13 protein-coding genes are annotated in these 16,431 nt (G+C 43.5%); 3 read left to right on the forward strand and 10 right to left on the reverse strand.

All coding sequences use genetic code 11. The features are described 5' to 3' along the window. Positions 1-65: 65 nt before the first annotated feature. Both ABIB39_RS06165 and ABIB39_RS06170 read right to left on the reverse strand, forming a co-directional pair. Positions 66-2,597, reverse strand: coding sequence for an ATP-dependent Clp protease ATP-binding subunit (locus ABIB39_RS06165; RefSeq protein ID WP_354428235.1), 2,532 nt, complete (start codon positions 2,595-2,597; stop codon positions 66-68). 453 nt (positions 2,598-3,050) lie between these two features. Then, complete coding sequence (locus ABIB39_RS06170) at positions 3,051-3,923, reverse strand: FkbM family methyltransferase (protein ID WP_354428236.1); 873 nt, start codon at positions 3,921-3,923, stop codon at positions 3,051-3,053. Positions 3,924-4,049: 126 nt separating this feature from the next. Here ABIB39_RS06170 and ettA point away from each other — a divergent pair, with 126 nt between their 5' ends. Beyond that, positions 4,050-5,732: an energy-dependent translational throttle protein EttA gene (ettA, locus tag ABIB39_RS06175; RefSeq protein WP_354428238.1), complete on the forward strand. Its 1,683-nt coding sequence runs from the start codon at positions 4,050-4,052 to the stop codon at positions 5,730-5,732. Between the two features lie 69 nt (positions 5,733-5,801). Here the strand turns inward: ettA and ABIB39_RS06180 are convergent, their stop codons facing one another. The 4 genes from ABIB39_RS06180 to ABIB39_RS06195 form a co-directional block, all read right to left on the reverse strand. Continuing rightward, positions 5,802-6,662, reverse strand: a complete 861-nt coding sequence (locus ABIB39_RS06180; protein WP_354428240.1) for a DUF4349 domain-containing protein — start codon at positions 6,660-6,662, stop codon at positions 5,802-5,804. A 293-nt stretch (positions 6,663-6,955) separates the two neighbouring features. Then, on the reverse strand, positions 6,956-8,380 hold the full coding sequence (gene dnaA / locus ABIB39_RS06185) for a chromosomal replication initiator protein DnaA (RefSeq protein ID WP_354428241.1): 1,425 nt from the start codon (positions 8,378-8,380) through the stop codon (positions 6,956-6,958). A gap of 309 nt (positions 8,381-8,689) precedes the next feature. After that, positions 8,690-10,237: an acyl-CoA mutase large subunit family protein gene (locus tag ABIB39_RS06190; protein ID WP_354428243.1), complete on the reverse strand. Its 1,548-nt coding sequence runs from the start codon at positions 10,235-10,237 to the stop codon at positions 8,690-8,692. Positions 10,238-10,243: 6 nt separating this feature from the next. Then, positions 10,244-10,774 (reverse strand): DUF7935 family protein, encoded by a 531-nt coding sequence (locus ABIB39_RS06195; RefSeq protein ID WP_354428244.1) that lies wholly within the window; start codon positions 10,772-10,774, stop codon positions 10,244-10,246. Positions 10,775-10,864: 90 nt separating this feature from the next. On the opposite strand from ABIB39_RS06195, the gene ABIB39_RS06200 reads away from it, so the two are divergent. Next, positions 10,865-11,218, forward strand: a complete 354-nt coding sequence (locus ABIB39_RS06200; protein ID WP_354428246.1) for a HesB/IscA family protein — start codon at positions 10,865-10,867, stop codon at positions 11,216-11,218. Between the two features lie 61 nt (positions 11,219-11,279). Here the strand turns inward: ABIB39_RS06200 and ABIB39_RS06205 are convergent, their stop codons facing one another. Then, complete coding sequence (locus ABIB39_RS06205; protein ID WP_354428247.1) at positions 11,280-12,041, reverse strand: peroxiredoxin family protein; 762 nt, start codon at positions 12,039-12,041, stop codon at positions 11,280-11,282. A gap of 152 nt (positions 12,042-12,193) precedes the next feature. Between ABIB39_RS06205 and ABIB39_RS06210 the strand changes: the two genes are divergently transcribed. Continuing rightward, positions 12,194-13,432 carry an ABC transporter permease gene (locus ABIB39_RS06210; protein WP_354428249.1) on the forward strand — a complete coding sequence of 413 codons (1,239 nt, stop codon included), beginning with the start codon at positions 12,194-12,196 and terminating at the stop codon, positions 13,430-13,432. Positions 13,433-13,553: 121 nt separating this feature from the next. Here ABIB39_RS06210 and ABIB39_RS06215 read toward each other — a convergent pair whose 3' ends face one another. From ABIB39_RS06215 to galE, 3 genes are read right to left on the reverse strand one after another with little or no spacing between them, the layout of a single operon-like run. Further along, positions 13,554-14,291 carry a tyrosine-protein phosphatase gene (locus tag ABIB39_RS06215; protein WP_354428252.1) on the reverse strand — a complete coding sequence of 246 codons (738 nt, stop codon included), beginning with the start codon at positions 14,289-14,291 and terminating at the stop codon, positions 13,554-13,556. A gap of 2 nt (positions 14,292-14,293) precedes the next feature. Further along, positions 14,294-15,346, reverse strand: coding sequence for a dTDP-glucose 4,6-dehydratase (gene rfbB, locus ABIB39_RS06220; protein ID WP_354428254.1), 1,053 nt, complete (start codon positions 15,344-15,346; stop codon positions 14,294-14,296). A gap of 12 nt (positions 15,347-15,358) precedes the next feature. Beyond that, entirely contained in the window at positions 15,359-16,378 is a 1,020-nt protein-coding gene (gene galE, locus ABIB39_RS06225; RefSeq protein WP_354428256.1) for a UDP-glucose 4-epimerase GalE, read from the reverse strand. Positions 16,379-16,431: the final 53 nt, after the last annotated feature.

Below are 16,431 nucleotides of genomic sequence, written 5' to 3' on the forward strand. Positions count from 1 at the left end.
TTTTAACGAAAAGCCCCGCCTGCAAATGCAAGCGGGGCTGTAATTTATCCCTTATCCGGTGAAGATTATTTTTGTTCTTCTTCTTCGGGTTTGGCTTCGTTCTTTTTGTCAATCACCTTGATCTGGTCGGCTTCTTTGTCGTAGTCCACCATTAGGGTATCACCTTCGGTCATTTCACCTTTCAGGATCTCTTCGGCAATTGGGTCTTCCAGGTATTTCTGTATGGCGCGTTTAAGCGGCCTTGCACCAAACTGCGAATCGTAACCTTTCTCGGCAATAAACTCCTTGGCAGCTAAAGTAAGTTCGATCTTGTAACCCAGGCTGTTTACACGGCCAAATAAGAAACCAAGTTCGATATCGATAATTTTGAAGATCTCGTCTTTACCCAATGAGTTAAACACGATAACATCATCAATACGGTTCAAAAACTCGGGAGCAAAGGCGCGTTTCAAAGCGTTCTCTATCACACCACGAGAGTGCGAATCTGCCTGGGTTGTTTTAGCGGCGGTACTGAAACCAACACCTTGTCCAAAATCTTTCAACTGGCGAGCGCCAATGTTAGATGTCATGATGATGATAGTGTTCCTGAAATCAACCTTGCGGCCTAACGAATCAGTCAGTTGGCCTTCATCCAATACCTGTAGTAAGATGTTAAATACATCAGGGTGGGCTTTCTCAATTTCATCCAGCAATACTACAGCATATGGTTTACGGCGTACCTTTTCCGTAAGCTGGCCGCCTTCTTCGTAACCTACGTAACCCGGGGGCGCACCCACTAAACGTGACACCGCGAATTTCTCCATGTACTCGCTCATATCAATTTGTATCAGCGCGTCTTCGGTATCAAACATAAAGCGTGCAAGCTCTTTGGCAAGTTCGGTTTTACCCACACCCGTAGGGCCCAGGAATATGAACGAACCGATAGGCTTTTTAGGGTCTTTTAACCCGGCACGGGTACGTTGTATGGCACGGGTAAGCTTTTTAATAGCTTCATCCTGCCCAATAATTTTGCTTGCAATGGTATCACCCATGGCTAATAGCTTAGCGCTATCGGCCTGGCCAACACGTTGTACCGGGATACCGGTCATCATGCTTACAACTTCGGCAACGTTATCTTCTGTTACAGTGTAACGTTTAGATTTTGTTTCGGCTTCCCAAACGGCTTTAGCCTGTTCAAGCTCTTCAAGCAAATGTTTCTCGGTATCACGCAGTTTGGCTGCTTCCTCGTATTTCTGGCTGCGTACAACTTTGTTTTTCTCCAGTTTTATTTGCTCAATCTTTTGCTCAATATCCAAAATTTCCTGCGGAACGTGGATATTGGTCAAGTGCACACGAGAACCAGATTCATCCAGGGCATCAATAGCCTTATCAGGTAAAAACCTGTCGGTAATGTAACGGGTAGTTAAAGAAACACAGGCGTTTATAGCTTCGTCTGTATAAGTTACACCGTGGTGTTCTTCGTATTTCTCTTTAATGCGGTTCAGTATCTCTACAGTTTCAGCAGGGGTGGCAGGTTCTACCATTACCTTTTGGAAACGACGGTCTAAAGCGCCATCCTTTTCGATGTATTGTCGATACTCATCAAGGGTAGTCGCGCCAATGCACTGGATCTCGCCACGAGCCAAGGCAGGCTTAAACATATTTGATGCATCAAGCGAACCCGATGCTCCACCTGCGCCAACAATGGTATGGATCTCATCAATGAACAAAATAACGTCCGGAGATTTTTCCAATTCATTCATCACAGCTTTCATACGCTCCTCAAACTGGCCGCGGTATTTTGTACCTGCCACTAATGAGGCAAGGTCTAAGGTAACCACGCGTTTGTTAAACAATACACGCGATACCTTACGCTGTACAATGCGCAAGGCAAGGCCTTCGGCAATGGCACTTTTACCAACGCCCGGTTCGCCTATCAAGATAGGGTTGTTCTTTTTCCGGCGCGATAAGATCTGCGATACACGCTCGATCTCTTTTTCGCGGCCAACAATAGGGTCAAGCTTGCCATCTTCGGCAGCCTTCGTCAAATCGCGGCCAAAATTGTCAAGTACCGGTGTTTTTGATTTAATGTCAGATACTTTTTTAGGCTGGCTGAAAGAGTCATCTTCTTTAAAGTCGTCATCGCCGCCAGTTGATGAACCCGGCATTTCGTCTGTAACATCATTTTTGTTAGATTCTACTTCGCTTTTAAATACCTCGTAGTTTACATTAAACTGCATCAGTATCTGCGAAGCTATGTTATCCTCGTCGCGCAGGATAGACAGCAGCAAGTGCTCGGTGCCTATCACATCACTTTTAAAAATTTTAGCTTCGAGGTAAGTTATCTTCAAAACCTTTTCGGCCTGTTTGGTTAACGGGATACTGCCAATATGTACATTAGTGCCAATTGTACCTTTAACAGCATCTTCAACGGCGCGGCGTAATTTAGCTGTATCAACGGTTAGCCCCTTTAATAGTTTTATTGCCACCCCATCGCCATCGCGAATAAGGCCAAGCAAAAGGTGCTCAGTACCAATATAATCATGCCCAAGGCGCAACGCCTCTTCCCTGCTGTACTGTATCACATCCTTAACCCGTGGCGAAAATTTAGCTTCCATATATACCTTTCTGATTATTGATCGTCCTAATCTATAAATTTGTTTTTATCTGTCAAGACGATTGTTGTAACATTTATCAACAATATTGCCAACTTTTTTGCTTTATCGTAAACAGACAGTTTGATGATATAACCCCTGGCCAAATAAAATTTAAAGAATTGCAATTTTGCCTTTAAAACCCACAAAACGCCTGATTACTAACATTAAACGGTTAAACCCCAACTATTTGATAAGCCCGCCATCAAATAGTTTAACCCAAATCGAATTATATATAATTACCCTGATAAAGCAGGGCAATTAGTCATTGTTTATGACAATACGGCATACACTGTAGAAAGGGTTGCCAGTATAAATGCACTTTTAACAAACCAAGCGATTTACATTGAAAGATACAAATTATAAGATGAATTTGTGGTGAAAATTACGTACCGCCTGTTAATAACGCTCTTTTGATTATAAGGGCCTGCCTTGCACATAAATTTTGCGGGCAGTTTTTAATCGTGTTTTAATAAAAGCCCCGTCCCGTATGTATAGGGTGTTGTGCTCGGTTTTACGGTTGGCATTAACTAACTCCCTTTTAAATGGGAGGTAGGCAACTACTTTAAAGCCATGTGTAAGCAATAGCTCATGTATCGTTTCTTCATCAAAGCCAAAGTTACTACCGGCGCCGTTTAATTCAATAATAATCGCTTTTAAACCAGTTGATTTTAAGGTATTTGCAGCACCATTTAAAACTTCGCTTTCAAAGCCTTCAACATCAATTTTTAATAATACAGGTGTTTTTCCTTTAAGGATGTTATCGAGGGTATCAACATTTACTTTAACAACATCGGTATCGGCATCTGTTGCTACATGGTTAGCGGTATCGTATGTTTTGGTGAATTTTAGTACGCCTTTCTCTTTACCAAGGCCTATATTTAATGCCGTTGCTTTGTTGCCGATGTTATTTAGCGCGATATTTTGTGTGAGATATCCAAACGTTTGCGGGATTGGTTCTATAGCAATAGTATTCGCCCCCGCTTCGGCAGAGGCCAGCATGGTGTAGCTGCCGATGTTGGCGCCAATATCTATAAACAAATCATCGGGCCTTAACAGGTGCAGCAAAAAGGCCATATCTTCAAACTCGTGCAGGCCACAGTAAATATTGCCTGTTGCGCCGGTTAGGCCTTTCCAAACCCATAACTTACTGTTTTTAGTAAATTGATAAACAACAGGTTGTTTGCGTAAACGCGATAATAATTGCCATTTGAAAAAGTTTGCCAGTGCAGTAATACGGTGTCCCTTTGTAAATGGATGGTTTAATACAAACTGTATTGTCCTTTGCATAGCGCAAAATAGAACTTTATACCTACTCTTTAATTAAAAGAATATTGGCAATGCAAAAAAATCACTTCCCGTAGTATTATTTATGTTTTTAGGTGATATTTGCTTCCTCTAAAATTATAACCAATAATGGCTGACGAAAAGATCATATTTTCAATGGCAGGGGTAAGCAAAGTTTACCCGCCGCAAAAAACCGTGTTAAAAAATATCTACCTATCGTTTTTCTATGGCGCTAAAATCGGCGTTATCGGATTAAACGGATCGGGGAAATCATCGTTGTTGAAAATTATTGCAGGGATAGATAAGACAAATATTGGCGAAGTAGTGTTTTCGCCGGGCTATACTGTTGGCTACCTGAGCCAGGAGCCCGAGCTTGACCCCGACAAAACCGTTAAGGAAATTGTAGAGGAAGGCGTTGCTGCCACTACTGCGCTTTTAAAAGAATACGAAGATATCAACGAAAAGTTCGGCTTAGAAGAATATTACGGCGATGCCGATAAAATGGACAAGTTAATGGCCCGCCAGGGCGAATTGCAGGATCAGATAGATGCTGAAAATGCCTGGGAGCTTGATACCAAACTGGAGCGCGCCATGGATGCCCTGCGCTGCCCTGAGCCGGATACCAAAATTTCGGTTCTATCGGGTGGTGAGCGCCGCCGCGTAGCATTATGCCGCCTGCTTTTACAGGAGCCGGATGTTTTATTGCTGGATGAGCCTACCAACCACTTGGATGCAGAATCTATCGACTGGCTGGAGCAGCACCTTAAACAATATAAAGGAACCGTTATTGCCGTAACGCACGACAGGTATTTCCTGGATAACGTTGCGGGCTGGATTCTGGAGCTTGACCGCGGCGAAGGTTTACCATGGAAAGGTAATTACTCGTCATGGCTGGATCAAAAATCGAAACGTTTAGCACAAGAAGAAAAAGGAGAGAGCAAACGCCAGAAAATTTTGGAGCGCGAACTGGAATGGGTGCGTATGGGGGCTAAAGGCCGCCAAGCGAAAGGTAAAGCACGTTTATCAAACTACGAGAAACTGGCCAGCGAGGAAACCAAAGAAAGGGAAGAAAAGCTGGAGCTGTTTATCCCGCCGGGCCCGCGTTTGGGTAACATCGTTATCGAAGCAAATGGCGTGACTAAGGCTTATGGCGATAAAGTATTGTTCGAGAACCTTAACTTCTCGTTACCGCCTGCGGGTATTGTGGGCATCATTGGGCCCAACGGTGCGGGTAAAACCACGTTGTTCCGTTTAATAACCGGGCAGGATCAGCCGGATGCAGGTACTTTCCGTGTAGGAGATACGGTTGCCCTGGGTTATGTCGACCAGATGCACGATGACCTTGATCCTAATAAATCTGTTTGGGAAAACGTTACCGATGGCCTTGATAATATTATGGTTGGTAATCGCCCGCTTAACTCGCGTGCTTACGTATCCAAATTCAACTTTAACGGTGCCGATCAGCAGAAGAAGGTTGGTGTACTATCCGGTGGTGAGCGTAACCGTGTCCACCTGGCTATCACGCTTAAAAAAGGGTCGAACGTGTTATTGCTGGATGAGCCGACCAATGATATCGACGTAAATACTTTACGTGCGTTAGAAGAAGCACTTGAAAATTTTGGGGGCTGTGCCGTTATCATCAGTCACGACAGGTGGTTCCTTGATAGGGTTTGTACCCACATCCTGGCATTTGAAGGTAATTCGCAAGTGTACTTCTTTGAAGGTAACTACAGCGATTACGAAGAGAACTACAAAAAACGTGTAGGCGATGTAATCCCAAAACGTTTGAAATATAAAAAGCTGACGGTGTAGGTTAGAGCCAAGAAGTTAGAATCAAGAGATAAGAAAGCCCGGTTGTGTAAGCAGCCGGGCTTTCGTTATTTACACCTTTAACGCAGGATATTTCTTTTTGTACTGCTTATAACCTATCCATAACGCCGCACCGGTTAATAAGAACATCCACACGTTAGCTAAACCTAAAAGAATCTCCGAAAATACATACCAACCATTTGCCAGCGCCATTAACAGGCGACTAAAAAAGGGAGGATGATAAGCTGACGGATCATCATTGGCAACTAATTGCTTGCTGATAGTTTTGTCTTGATAAAAACTCAGGATAATAGTGCTGTTTTTTACTGCCGCATCCGTTTTTAAATTGTTTACCTGGTCATCAACCATATTATCTTTTAGTGCTAATACCACGTCGGGGTCTTTGGCCGATTCTTTATCCATCGTTTTTGTTTGCGCTACCCATTCCTTACGGTTTTTAACCTTTAATTGAGCGGAAGCATAGTCGAAAGTTTTGTCTTCAATATCCATTTTTCGGCTAATGGTAAGTAGTGCCATACGGCCTACCTGGTTCATGAAATCTTCCAGTTTTGCTGATGGGACTTTTACCGTCATGTCGGCAGTGGTTTTGTAGACGGTAACCCGCCTTATCGAGTCGTTACTTACCCGTATATTTTCAGAGTCTTCAACCTCAGATCCCATTTGGTGGTGCATTACTAAACCACCATATTTGTTAGTTAAAACTGCAATTGAGTCGCCGGTTTGCTGGGCGTTTTTTACCTTAAAATTCATGTCGGCCGTTTTTACAAGTTTGGCCGTTTCATTATTGGCTTTGCTTTCTGGAGCAATACTTGTTGTGTCGGTCATTCTTTTGTCCTCGTAGGTAGGGTTACTTTGTTTACAGGCTGCAAATAAGGCCACAGCCATTATCGCGATAAAGATCTTAGTTTTCATAATTGTTTGATTTAGTTGATTTAGTATTTATACCGATCATCAAACAATAGTAACCCTCTTAAATATTAATAGCCACAATGTTACAAAGATGGGGAGGGGAGAAAGAGGGGTATGAAACAATAAAACAAATTATGTCGTTTGCAGCGATAGCGCGGTAATCTAAGTGGAAAATCGGATATGCTGAGATTGCCACGTTGCTAAGCTTCTCGCGATGGCATAGTTGAATAAAATAGATTAAAAAAACAAAAAGCCCCGCATCTCTGCAGGGCCTTCGTAAATCTAACAAGCCGCTATTACGACATTTTTAGTTTCTTTTGAATATCGGCTACGTAGCCTTTGAATTTTTTATCGGTATCTATCAAATCTTCAACCGTTTGGCAGGCGTAGATAACGGTAGAGTGGTCGCGGCCGCCAAAAAAGCTGCCGATAGATTTTAATGAGCTTTTGGTGTGTGCCTTTGCAAGATACATAGAGATCTGGCGGGCCTGCACAATCTCGCGTTTGCGGGTTTGTGATTTAACCATCTCGATAGGTACTTCAAAGTACTCGCAAACCAGGCTCTGGATGTATTCCATCGAAATTTCCTTGGCAGAATTTTTTACAAAATTCTTAAGCATCTGCTTAGCCAGGTTCAGGTCTATCTCTTTACGGTTTAGAGTGCTTTGGGCCAATAATGATACCATGGCGCCTTCCAGTTCACGTACGTTATTATCAATGTTATGGGCAACGTACTCAATCACATCGTTAGATAACTCGATGCCATCCTGATAAGTTTTGTTTTTAAGGATAGCCATCCGGGTTTCCAGATCAGGTATCTGAAGATCTGCAGAAAGGCCCCATTTGAAACGGGATAGCAAACGTTCTTCTAAACCGGCAAGGTCCTTCGGAGCTTTATCTGATGTGATGATCAGTTGTTTGCCACTTTGGTGCAGGTGGTTAAAAATATGGAAGAAGAAATCCTGTGTTTTTTCTTTACCTGCAAAGTTGTGCACATCATCCATGATCAATACATCAATGGCTTGGTAAAAGTTCACAAAATCGTTTATGTTATTGTGCTTTAAGGCATCAACAAATTGCTGGGTAAATTTCTCGCAGCTTACGTAAAGTACAAGCTTATCTGGCAGGGTACGTTTAATTTCGTTACCAATGGCCTGGGCAAGGTGGGTTTTACCAAGGCCAACGCCACCATATATCATCAACGGGTTAAATGATGTGCCGCCAGGTTTGGCAGCAACAGCATAACCTGCAGAACGCGCTAAACGGTTGCAGTCGCCCTCAACAAAATTCTCGAAGGTGTAGTTGCGGTTTAGCTGCGGGTCTACATTCAGCTTTTTAAGGCCCGGTATTACAAACGGGTTCTTAATGTCTTTATTAATCGAAATTGGTATTGGCATAGACTGATTTTTTGATTCAGCACCATTTCCATTCGAGGGCATGTTGGTAGTGTACGGTTTGCTTGATGATTGCTCTACAACAATGTTATACTCTAAGCGGCCTTCGTCGCCTAATTGTTTCTTTATTGTTTTGCGCAGCAAGCCTACGTAATGCTCTTCCAGCCACTCATAAAAGAATAAACTTGGTACCTGTATCGTCAAAACGCTACCCTCCATACGCAAAGCTTTTATTGGTTCGAACCAAGTTTTAAAGCTTTGTGCCGGTATGTTGTCTTTTATTATCTGAAGGCAGCTATTCCAAACGTTAGTACAAGTTTTTTCCATATAAGTATTAAGTAATATCCTGATTTACAGTCCCCGAGCAAGCCAAATTTTCAGCCGTTTCTGAACATCGAATATTCTAAAAAAAAGCGGATAAAAAAATAAATTTTAAGAAATATATTTATAAAAATTACGCCCTTTTGTTGCAAATATTAAAGTTATTAACATTATATTTCGCATGCATAAACCCGTTTTATGCGTCAGTTTCGCAGAAATGAGGTTTTAAAAGTTTAAACATCGTTACTGCTAAAAATGTGGATTAAAACCCGATAGATAGTTTCAGGAATTTCTTAATTAGCATGACAAAAATTATCAATATTCTCCAAATATTTCTCGCAGGGTATCGGCTATCTCGCCGAGGGTTGCATAGCACTCAACGGCGATTAAAATATAGGGCATCAGGTTGTCTGTTCCGCGGGCTGCAACTGCTAAATTCCGCAATGCTTTTTCAACTTCTTCATTGTTCCGCTGCTCTTTTAAACGAATAAGTTTATCCATTTGTTGCCTGCGGATGGAATCGTCAACCCTAAACACCGGAGGGTTTACTTCCTCGGCTTGGGTAAATTTGTTTACACCAACCAGTGTTTGGTCGCCGCTTTCTATATCGTTTTGGTACTGGTAGGCTGCCGCGGCTATTTCTTGCTGAATGTAATCCTGCTCAATGGCTTTTACCGATCCGCCCATCGCGTCTATCTTATCTATATATACTTGCGCGGCGGCTTCCAGTTCATCGGTCAATGCTTCTATAAAGTACGAACCTGCCAGCGGGTCAACGGTATCGGTAACGCCGCTTTCAAAAGCAATGATCTGTTGGGTACGCAATGCGATCTTAGCTGCAGCCTCGGTTGGTAAGGATAATGCCTCGTCGTATCCATTGGTATGCAACGACTGAGTGCCACCCAGCACCGCCGCCAGTGCCTGCATGCTTACGCGCACTATGTTGTTCATAGGCTGCTGTGCGGTTAGCGTAGAGCCACCCGTTTGGGTATGGAACCGAAGTTTCTGCGCCCCCGGGTCTGTGGCGCCAAGTTCTTTGGTGATATGCGCCCACATGCGGCGCGCCGCACGGAACTTTGCAATCTCTTCGAAAAAATTATTGTGGCAGTTAAAGAAGAACGAAAGGCGCTTGGCAAATACATTTATATCAAGCCCTTTTTCTAAAGCAGCCTTTAAATAGGTTTTGCCATTGGCTAAAGTAAAGGCCAGTTCCTGCACCGCGGTTGAGCCTGCCTCGCGGATGTGGTAGCCCGAGATAGATATGGTATTCCACTTGGGCACCTCCTTGCTGCAGTATTCGAAAATATCGGTGATCAGGCGCATGGATGGGGTGGGCGGGTAGATATAAGTGCCCCTTGCCGCGTACTCCTTTAATATGTCGTTTTGTATAGTGCCCGAGATCTGCTTAAGATCGGCCCCTTTTTTTTTTGCTAACGCGATGTACATGGCAAGCAGGATGCCCGCCGTGGCATTGATGGTCATGCTGGTGGTAATATCCTTTAATTGAATGCCATCGAACAATATTTCGATATCCTTTAAGGAATCTATCGCTACGCCCACTTTGCCTACTTCGCCATCGGCAAGGTCGTGGTCGCTGTCATACCCTATCTGGGTCGGCAGGTCAAACGCTACCGAAAGGCCCATGGTGCCCTGGCTTAATAAGTAATGGTAACGCTTGTTGCTTTCTTCGGCGGTAGAAAAACCTGCGTACTGGCGCATGGTCCACGGTTTGCCGCGGTACATATCTTTCTGGATACCCCGGGTGTAAGGGAATTGCCCCGGCAACTCCGTCATGCCCGATGGCTCTGTGTAAACCTCTTTTAACTCGATGCCTGAAATGGTGGTGAATTTTTTATCGGCCATTTGCAGTTAAAATAAATGTTCAAGGTCTTTCCTGATCATATCTATCGCGATATCGTAAGGGCTATCTTCCAGTTTGCTCAGGTGCGTTAGTACAACTTTGCCCAGGTCTAACCCGGTTGCATTTTCGGGCAGGCCTTTAACGGCGTTGGTAACCAGGTTTAAAGTGTCATCCTTTACCCGGCGAATAACTGCCCAGGCTTGCGGGCTCACATAAATTTGCTGGGTAACGTTATGCTGATACTCGGTACGTACTTCGTTTAATATAATACTGTGCAGTTCGGCGGCGCTATAGCCGTTCCCGTTCAGGCGGATAAGCATGTTCGAGGGGTTTATCCTGTCGGCAAATAAAACCAAACGCTCGTAAGCTTGCAAACGCAGGGGCAGGGTTTGGGTTGTCATGGCTTTTTTAAACTCCAGCACCTGCAGGTTTGATGTTTTATCCAGGTAGGGTTTAAACAGGTAAAAGGCTATATATACAACACCAATGCCGGCAATGGTGTATTTTAAGATATCTAATAGTAAACTGTATAGTTGCATTTTTATAATGTTATGCGGAGGTCATAAATAAATCGGTCGGTGCAAAAATCCGCATTTTACATTATATTTGTGTAGTTAATAAAAAATAAGATGAGCGCGATTGTTGATACCCTAACTGCCCCGGTAACTTTCTCAGAAGGTGCCGTTAAAGAACTTTTTAAATTAAGAGACCAGCAAGAACTAAACGATGATTTTGGCCTGCGCATTGGCGTTGAAGGCGGCGGCTGCTCCGGCATGAGTTACGTTTTAGGTTTCGACCAAAAGAAAGACGGCGATCAGGAGTTTATGATTGATGGTATTAAAACTTACATGCATAAAGCGCACGGTTTATACCTTGCCGGTATGATGATAGATTTTCAGGATGGATTAAATGCCCGTGGTTTTACTTTTAATAACCCTAATGCGGCAAGCACCTGTGGTTGCGGTACTTCGTTTTCGGTATAACCATCTGCTATTAAATATTAAGAAAGGCCTTCGTTATTTAACGGAGGCCTTTTTTTTGACTTTACTTTTCGTTTTTAATAACCTCGATGGTCTTTCTCATCCAATCGATATAATTGCCGCCGAAACCTACCGCGCTGTATTGAATAACGCCTTTCTTATCGATGATCACATTTGTGGGATACAGGGTGATGCCATACGCATCGCAAAAACGGCGGGCATCGGCAACCTGGCGGTAATTAAAAGGGTGTTGTTTTGTAAATTCTTTGATCTCGCCGGCATCATCAAGGCCAACCGCTATAAATATAACGTTCGGGTCGGATGCGTTTTCGGCCATTAATTTGTTTAGCTCAGGGATCTCTGCCTTGCAGGGCGGGCAGCCAATAAACCAGAAATTTAACACCACAATTTTACCTTCGGCCATTTTATTATCAACTTTTTTGCCGTCCATGTCGCGAGTGGTAAGCATGTTTAGTTTATAACCTATCGGGAATGCATCTGCCGCGCGGGGCTGCTGGCCTAAGTTTACCGATGATTGTTGCGCCGGGCTTAATGCTGGGGCTGTTCCGAGTGCGAATTGGCCGCCCGTTCTCTCTATAATATGCCGTTTTTCTTCAGCTGTTAAACGGTGCAGCATGTGGGTTGTATCTTTAACAGTATATCTGCTGTGGATGGAATAATCGCCGGATTGGATGAGTGGCTTCCACTCCTTATACTCCAGCATGCGCCCGGTAGAGTCTTTTAGGTGGAGGTTTTCATCCGTAAGGATGTTATGCGGCGCCTTTTGTTGGGCATTAGCCGCAAAGCAGGCAAATAAAATTAACATTGTTGTTAGCAGACGTGGCATAGGTAGATTGTTTCTATGAAATTAAGTTTTGTTTTTTGAAGATGCAAATGCTGCAAATAAAATTAACAATTTGCGTGTAACAAACCGTCATATCTCATAGTCATACAGCCGAGTTTTTTTATATTTAAGGCATGCCGGTAAAAACCACCTACAAAGAAAATATAGCCATTGCGTTGCAATCCATTAGTGGCAACAGGTTGCGTACATCGCTTACCGCGTTAATTATTGCTATCGGCATAATGGCCCTTGTGGGTATCTTAACAGCTATCGAAGGGGTAAAGCAATATACTAATGATGCCTTTGCGGGCTTGGGTGCCAACTCATTCACGATACAAAACCGGGGCAGCGGTATCAATTTTGGTAACGGTGGTCACCGTAAAATATATCCTGCCATTAACTATGACCAAGCCGAGCGTTTCGCCAAGTTGTATAAACTACCCGCCCGTATCAGCATTGATATAAGCGTTACCGGCACGGCCATCGCCAAATACAACAGCATAAAAACCAATCCTAATATATCTGTAACCGGTAGTAATGATAATTACCTGGCTATTAAGGGCCACAAACTGGCACTTGGCCGTAATTTCTCGTCGTCCGAACTTGAACACGGGGCTAACGTAGTTATTATTGGCGATGAGCTAAGGCTTAAACTTTTTAAAAGCGAGGACCCGATAAATAAATCGATATTATTAGGCAGCAGCAAATTCCGGGTTATAGGTGTTGTTGCGCCAAAAGGTAGCAACAGTTTTGGAGGCGATAAATTTTGTATCATCCCGGTGCAAAAGGCCAGGCAAATTGCGGCTACCTCAAAACCATCTTTTGGTGTAACGGTAAACGTGAACAGCCCCGATGTGCTTGACGCCAACATTGGCGAGGCTACATCACTGATGCGCAACATCCGCGGCATCCACATAGGCCAGCCCGAAAATTTTGAAATATCACGAAGCGATTCTATTCAGCAGGAATTATCAGGCCAGCTGGCGGGTATAACTGTGGCAGGTTTTGCCATTGGTGCTATTACCCTTATTGGCGCGGCCATAGGGTTAATGAATATTATGCTGGTATCGGTAACAGAACGTACCCGCGAAATTGGTTTACGTAAAGCCATTGGTGCCACACCATCCGTAATACGCAAACAGTTTTTGATAGAGGCTATTGTAATTTGCCTTATTGGCGGCGTTATGGGCATTATATTAGGGATGGCTATAGGCAATCTTATAGCCGTACAAATTAGCGGCACCTTTGTAGTGCCATGGTTCTGGCTGTTCTCGGCACTTATATTGTGTACTTTAATAGGCCTGTCATCCGGTTTTTACCCCGCCAAAAAAGCATCCAAACTTGACCCGGTAGAGGCGTTGAGGTACGAGTAGTAACAGAGGCAAGAATTTTAGCGTCAGGAATCAAGAAAAAATAAAAGGGCTTAGATAAATTATCTAAGCCCTTTTATTTTCCATTGTTCGATCCTGTTTCTTGATTCGTGCTGTCTTTTCCCTACAGCATTATATTTTTCAGCGGATAATCAACAAGTATTTTTTCGAGGTAAGGCAGGCTCAGCACATTCTCAAAAGCTGTGGCATGGCGGGGGTGGTGCATATCACTCGAGATAAAATCAACCATTTCGTTATCTATCATTTGTTCGGCTATCTTCTTGCTATGCTTACCATAATAACCTGCCAATGATATGATGTTTAGTTGCAAATCGCACCCCCAGCTACGGATGGTTTTCATTTGCTCAATATCCATGTATCCGTACCTCTCGGGGTGCGCAAGAATGGGCTTGTAGCCCTTATCCTTCATTTTTTGAATAATTGATATGACGTTTGGCGGTTGATTGACGAACGAAAGCTCAAACAATACAAAGTTATCGCCCATGGTGAAAACTTTGCCATCATCAATACGTTTTTCGAAAGTCTCATCAAAGTAATGCTCGGCTGCTGCTGCTATATCAATGTCGATATTTTGTGCTGTTAACTCTGCCTTTAATAAAGCGAGCGCATTGCCAATAGTGGTTTCATCGTTGCGATAGTAATCTATCATAACGTGCGGGGTGGCAATTATTTTTTTGATCCCCAGCGACATCATTTTTTTTATCAGGAAGATAGATTCTTCCACATTCTGTGCCCCATCGTCAATACCGGGTAGCACGTGCGAGTGCATATCTGTTATAATGCTGCTGTAGTCTAAATTTGCAGTTCTTGCAACTTCTTTCTTCTTGAATAATCCGAACATTTTTAGCGATTAGTGTACTGGCCGTTATAATAATCCTGGTAGTGGCCAGTGGTAACATCATTTAACCATTGCTCGTTTGCAAGGTACCATTCCACCGTTTTTTCCAGGCCTTCTTCAAAGGTAATAGATGGTTCCCAGCCCAATTCGTTTTTAAGCTTGGTGGCATCTATCGCGTATCTTAGATCGTGCCCGGCGCGGTCTGTTACATAGGTTATCAGTTTTGCCGAGTCACCTTCGTTACGCCCCAGTTTTTTATCCAGTATAGCACACAACAATTTAATAAGGTCAATGTTTGTCCACTCGTTATGGCCGCCAATATTATAGGTGGTACCTATAGCTGCTTTATGAAATATCACATCAATTGCCCTTACATGGTCTTCCACCCAAAGCCAGTCGCGAACGTTTTCGCCCTTGCCGTAAACAGGCACAGCTTTGTTCTGCTTAATGTTATTAATGGCAAGGGGTATAAGCTTCTCGGGGAAGTGGTACGAGCCGTAGTTGTTTGAACAATTTGATATTACTGTGTCCAAACCATAAGTGTCATAATAAGCACGCACAAAATGATCTGAACTTGCTTTAGATGCCGAATATGGGGAATGCGGGTCGTAAGCGGTTTTTTCAGTAAACATATCCGTATCGCCCAGGGTGCCGTAAACCTCATCGGTTGATACATGGTAGAAACGCTTTTTATCGTACTGGCCTTTCCAAAGGTTTTTGGCAGCGTTTAATAAATTCACCGTACCCACAACATTGGTCATCACAAACTCCAGCGGGTTGCTGATGGAGCGGTCCACGTGCGACTCTGCCGCCAAATGGATCACCGCGTCCGGCTGTTCGGCTTCAAACAGGTTGTTTATAAACTCAAGGTCAACAATATCGCCTTTTACAAAGCTGTAGTTGGGTTGGTTCTCAATATCTTTTAGGTTGGCCAGGTTACCTGCATACGTAAGCTTATCCAGGTTGATAATGGTATAGTCGGGGTAGTTGGTTACAAAACGGCGTACCACGTGCGACCCAATAAACCCGGCACCACCTGTAATAATAATCTTTTTCATAACGCTGTGTTATTATAACGGATTCTCGGCAATGTATTTTTCCCATGCCCATGCCGATGACATCATGGTGCTCAGGTCAAGTTCTGCCGTCCAGTTCAGTTTCTCGGTCGATTTAGTTACGTTGCCCCAAACTTTTTCTATATCACCACCACGGGGGGCACCTATCTGGTAATTGAGTTTAACGCCGGTAGCACCTTCAAAAGCATGTATCACTTCTAAAACCGTTGAGCCATTCCCTGTACCAATGTTAAATACATCGTAACCGGTAAAAGTTGCTTTCTCCATTAACCCTAATGCAGCAACGTGAGCCTTAGCCAGGTCAACCACGTGGATATAGTCGCGGATGCAGCTACCATCAGGTGTATCGTATTTATCACCAAACACGGTAATTTTTTCGCGTTTGCCAATGGCCGTTTGGGTGATGAACGGAACAAGGTTTTGAGGCACGCCGTTTGGCAATTCGCCAATTAAAGCGCTATCATGCGCGCCAACCGGGTTAAAATAACGTAATGCTATTACTTTATAGTTAGTGCCGGCAGCAACCATATCTTTCAAGATCTCTTCGGCTATTTGCTTGGTGTTACCGTAAGGCGATTCGGCCGGTTTAACCGGCGCGTCTTCGGTTACCGGTAAAACATCCGGCTGGCCATAAACTGTACAGCTTGATGAGAATACGAAATTTAAGGTTTTACCATCGTATGCCTTAAGCAGGTTTATAAGCGAAAAGAAATTATTGTAATAATATTTCAACGGGTTTTCTACCGATTCGCCAACCGCTTTTGAAGCAGCAAAGTGGATGATGCCTGCAACATCGGGTTGTTTTGCTGCAAAATCTTTTACAGCGGCTTCGTCACACAAATTAAATTCGTAAAAGGCGGGTTTGTATCCAATAATGCGGGCCAGTTGGTCAAGCATTTTTATATTGGAATTTGATAGGTCGTCGATGATGATCGGGTCGTAACCTGCGTTAACTAACTCAACAACGGTGTGGGTGCCAATAAAACCTAAGCCGCCCGTTACTAAAATTTTCATAGGGATATTTTTAATAGATTTAAGGATAGGCGCATACTTTGCAGTACGCGCCC

The sequence above is a fragment of the Mucilaginibacter sp. UYP27 genome (assembly GCF_040547175.1).
Taxonomy (GTDB): domain Bacteria; phylum Bacteroidota; class Bacteroidia; order Sphingobacteriales; family Sphingobacteriaceae; genus Mucilaginibacter.

What these genes read in the sequence shown, in the direction of transcription:
- ABIB39_RS06165 (WP_354428235.1), bottom strand. Translation starts at nt 2,597, where the DNA reads ATGGAAGCTAAATTTTCGCCACGGGTTAAGGATGTGATACAGTACAGC.
- ABIB39_RS06170 (WP_354428236.1), bottom strand. Translation starts at nt 3,923, where the DNA reads ATGCAAAGGACAATACAGTTTGTATTAAACCATCCATTTACAAAGGGA.
- ettA (WP_354428238.1), top strand. Translation starts at nt 4,050, where the DNA reads ATGGCTGACGAAAAGATCATATTTTCAATGGCAGGGGTAAGCAAAGTT.
- ABIB39_RS06180 (WP_354428240.1), bottom strand. Translation starts at nt 6,662, where the DNA reads ATGAAAACTAAGATCTTTATCGCGATAATGGCTGTGGCCTTATTTGCA.
- dnaA (WP_354428241.1), bottom strand. Translation starts at nt 8,380, where the DNA reads ATGGAAAAAACTTGTACTAACGTTTGGAATAGCTGCCTTCAGATAATA.
- ABIB39_RS06190 (WP_354428243.1), bottom strand. Translation starts at nt 10,237, where the DNA reads ATGGCCGATAAAAAATTCACCACCATTTCAGGCATCGAGTTAAAAGAG.
- ABIB39_RS06195 (WP_354428244.1), bottom strand. Translation starts at nt 10,774, where the DNA reads ATGCAACTATACAGTTTACTATTAGATATCTTAAAATACACCATTGCC.
- ABIB39_RS06200 (WP_354428246.1), top strand. Translation starts at nt 10,865, where the DNA reads ATGAGCGCGATTGTTGATACCCTAACTGCCCCGGTAACTTTCTCAGAA.
- ABIB39_RS06205 (WP_354428247.1), bottom strand. Translation starts at nt 12,041, where the DNA reads ATGTTAATTTTATTTGCCTGCTTTGCGGCTAATGCCCAACAAAAGGCG.
- ABIB39_RS06210 (WP_354428249.1), top strand. Translation starts at nt 12,194, where the DNA reads ATGCCGGTAAAAACCACCTACAAAGAAAATATAGCCATTGCGTTGCAA.
- ABIB39_RS06215 (WP_354428252.1), bottom strand. Translation starts at nt 14,291, where the DNA reads ATGTTCGGATTATTCAAGAAGAAAGAAGTTGCAAGAACTGCAAATTTA.
- rfbB (WP_354428254.1), bottom strand. Translation starts at nt 15,346, where the DNA reads ATGAAAAAGATTATTATTACAGGTGGTGCCGGGTTTATTGGGTCGCAC.
- galE (WP_354428256.1), bottom strand. Translation starts at nt 16,378, where the DNA reads ATGAAAATTTTAGTAACGGGCGGCTTAGGTTTTATTGGCACCCACACC.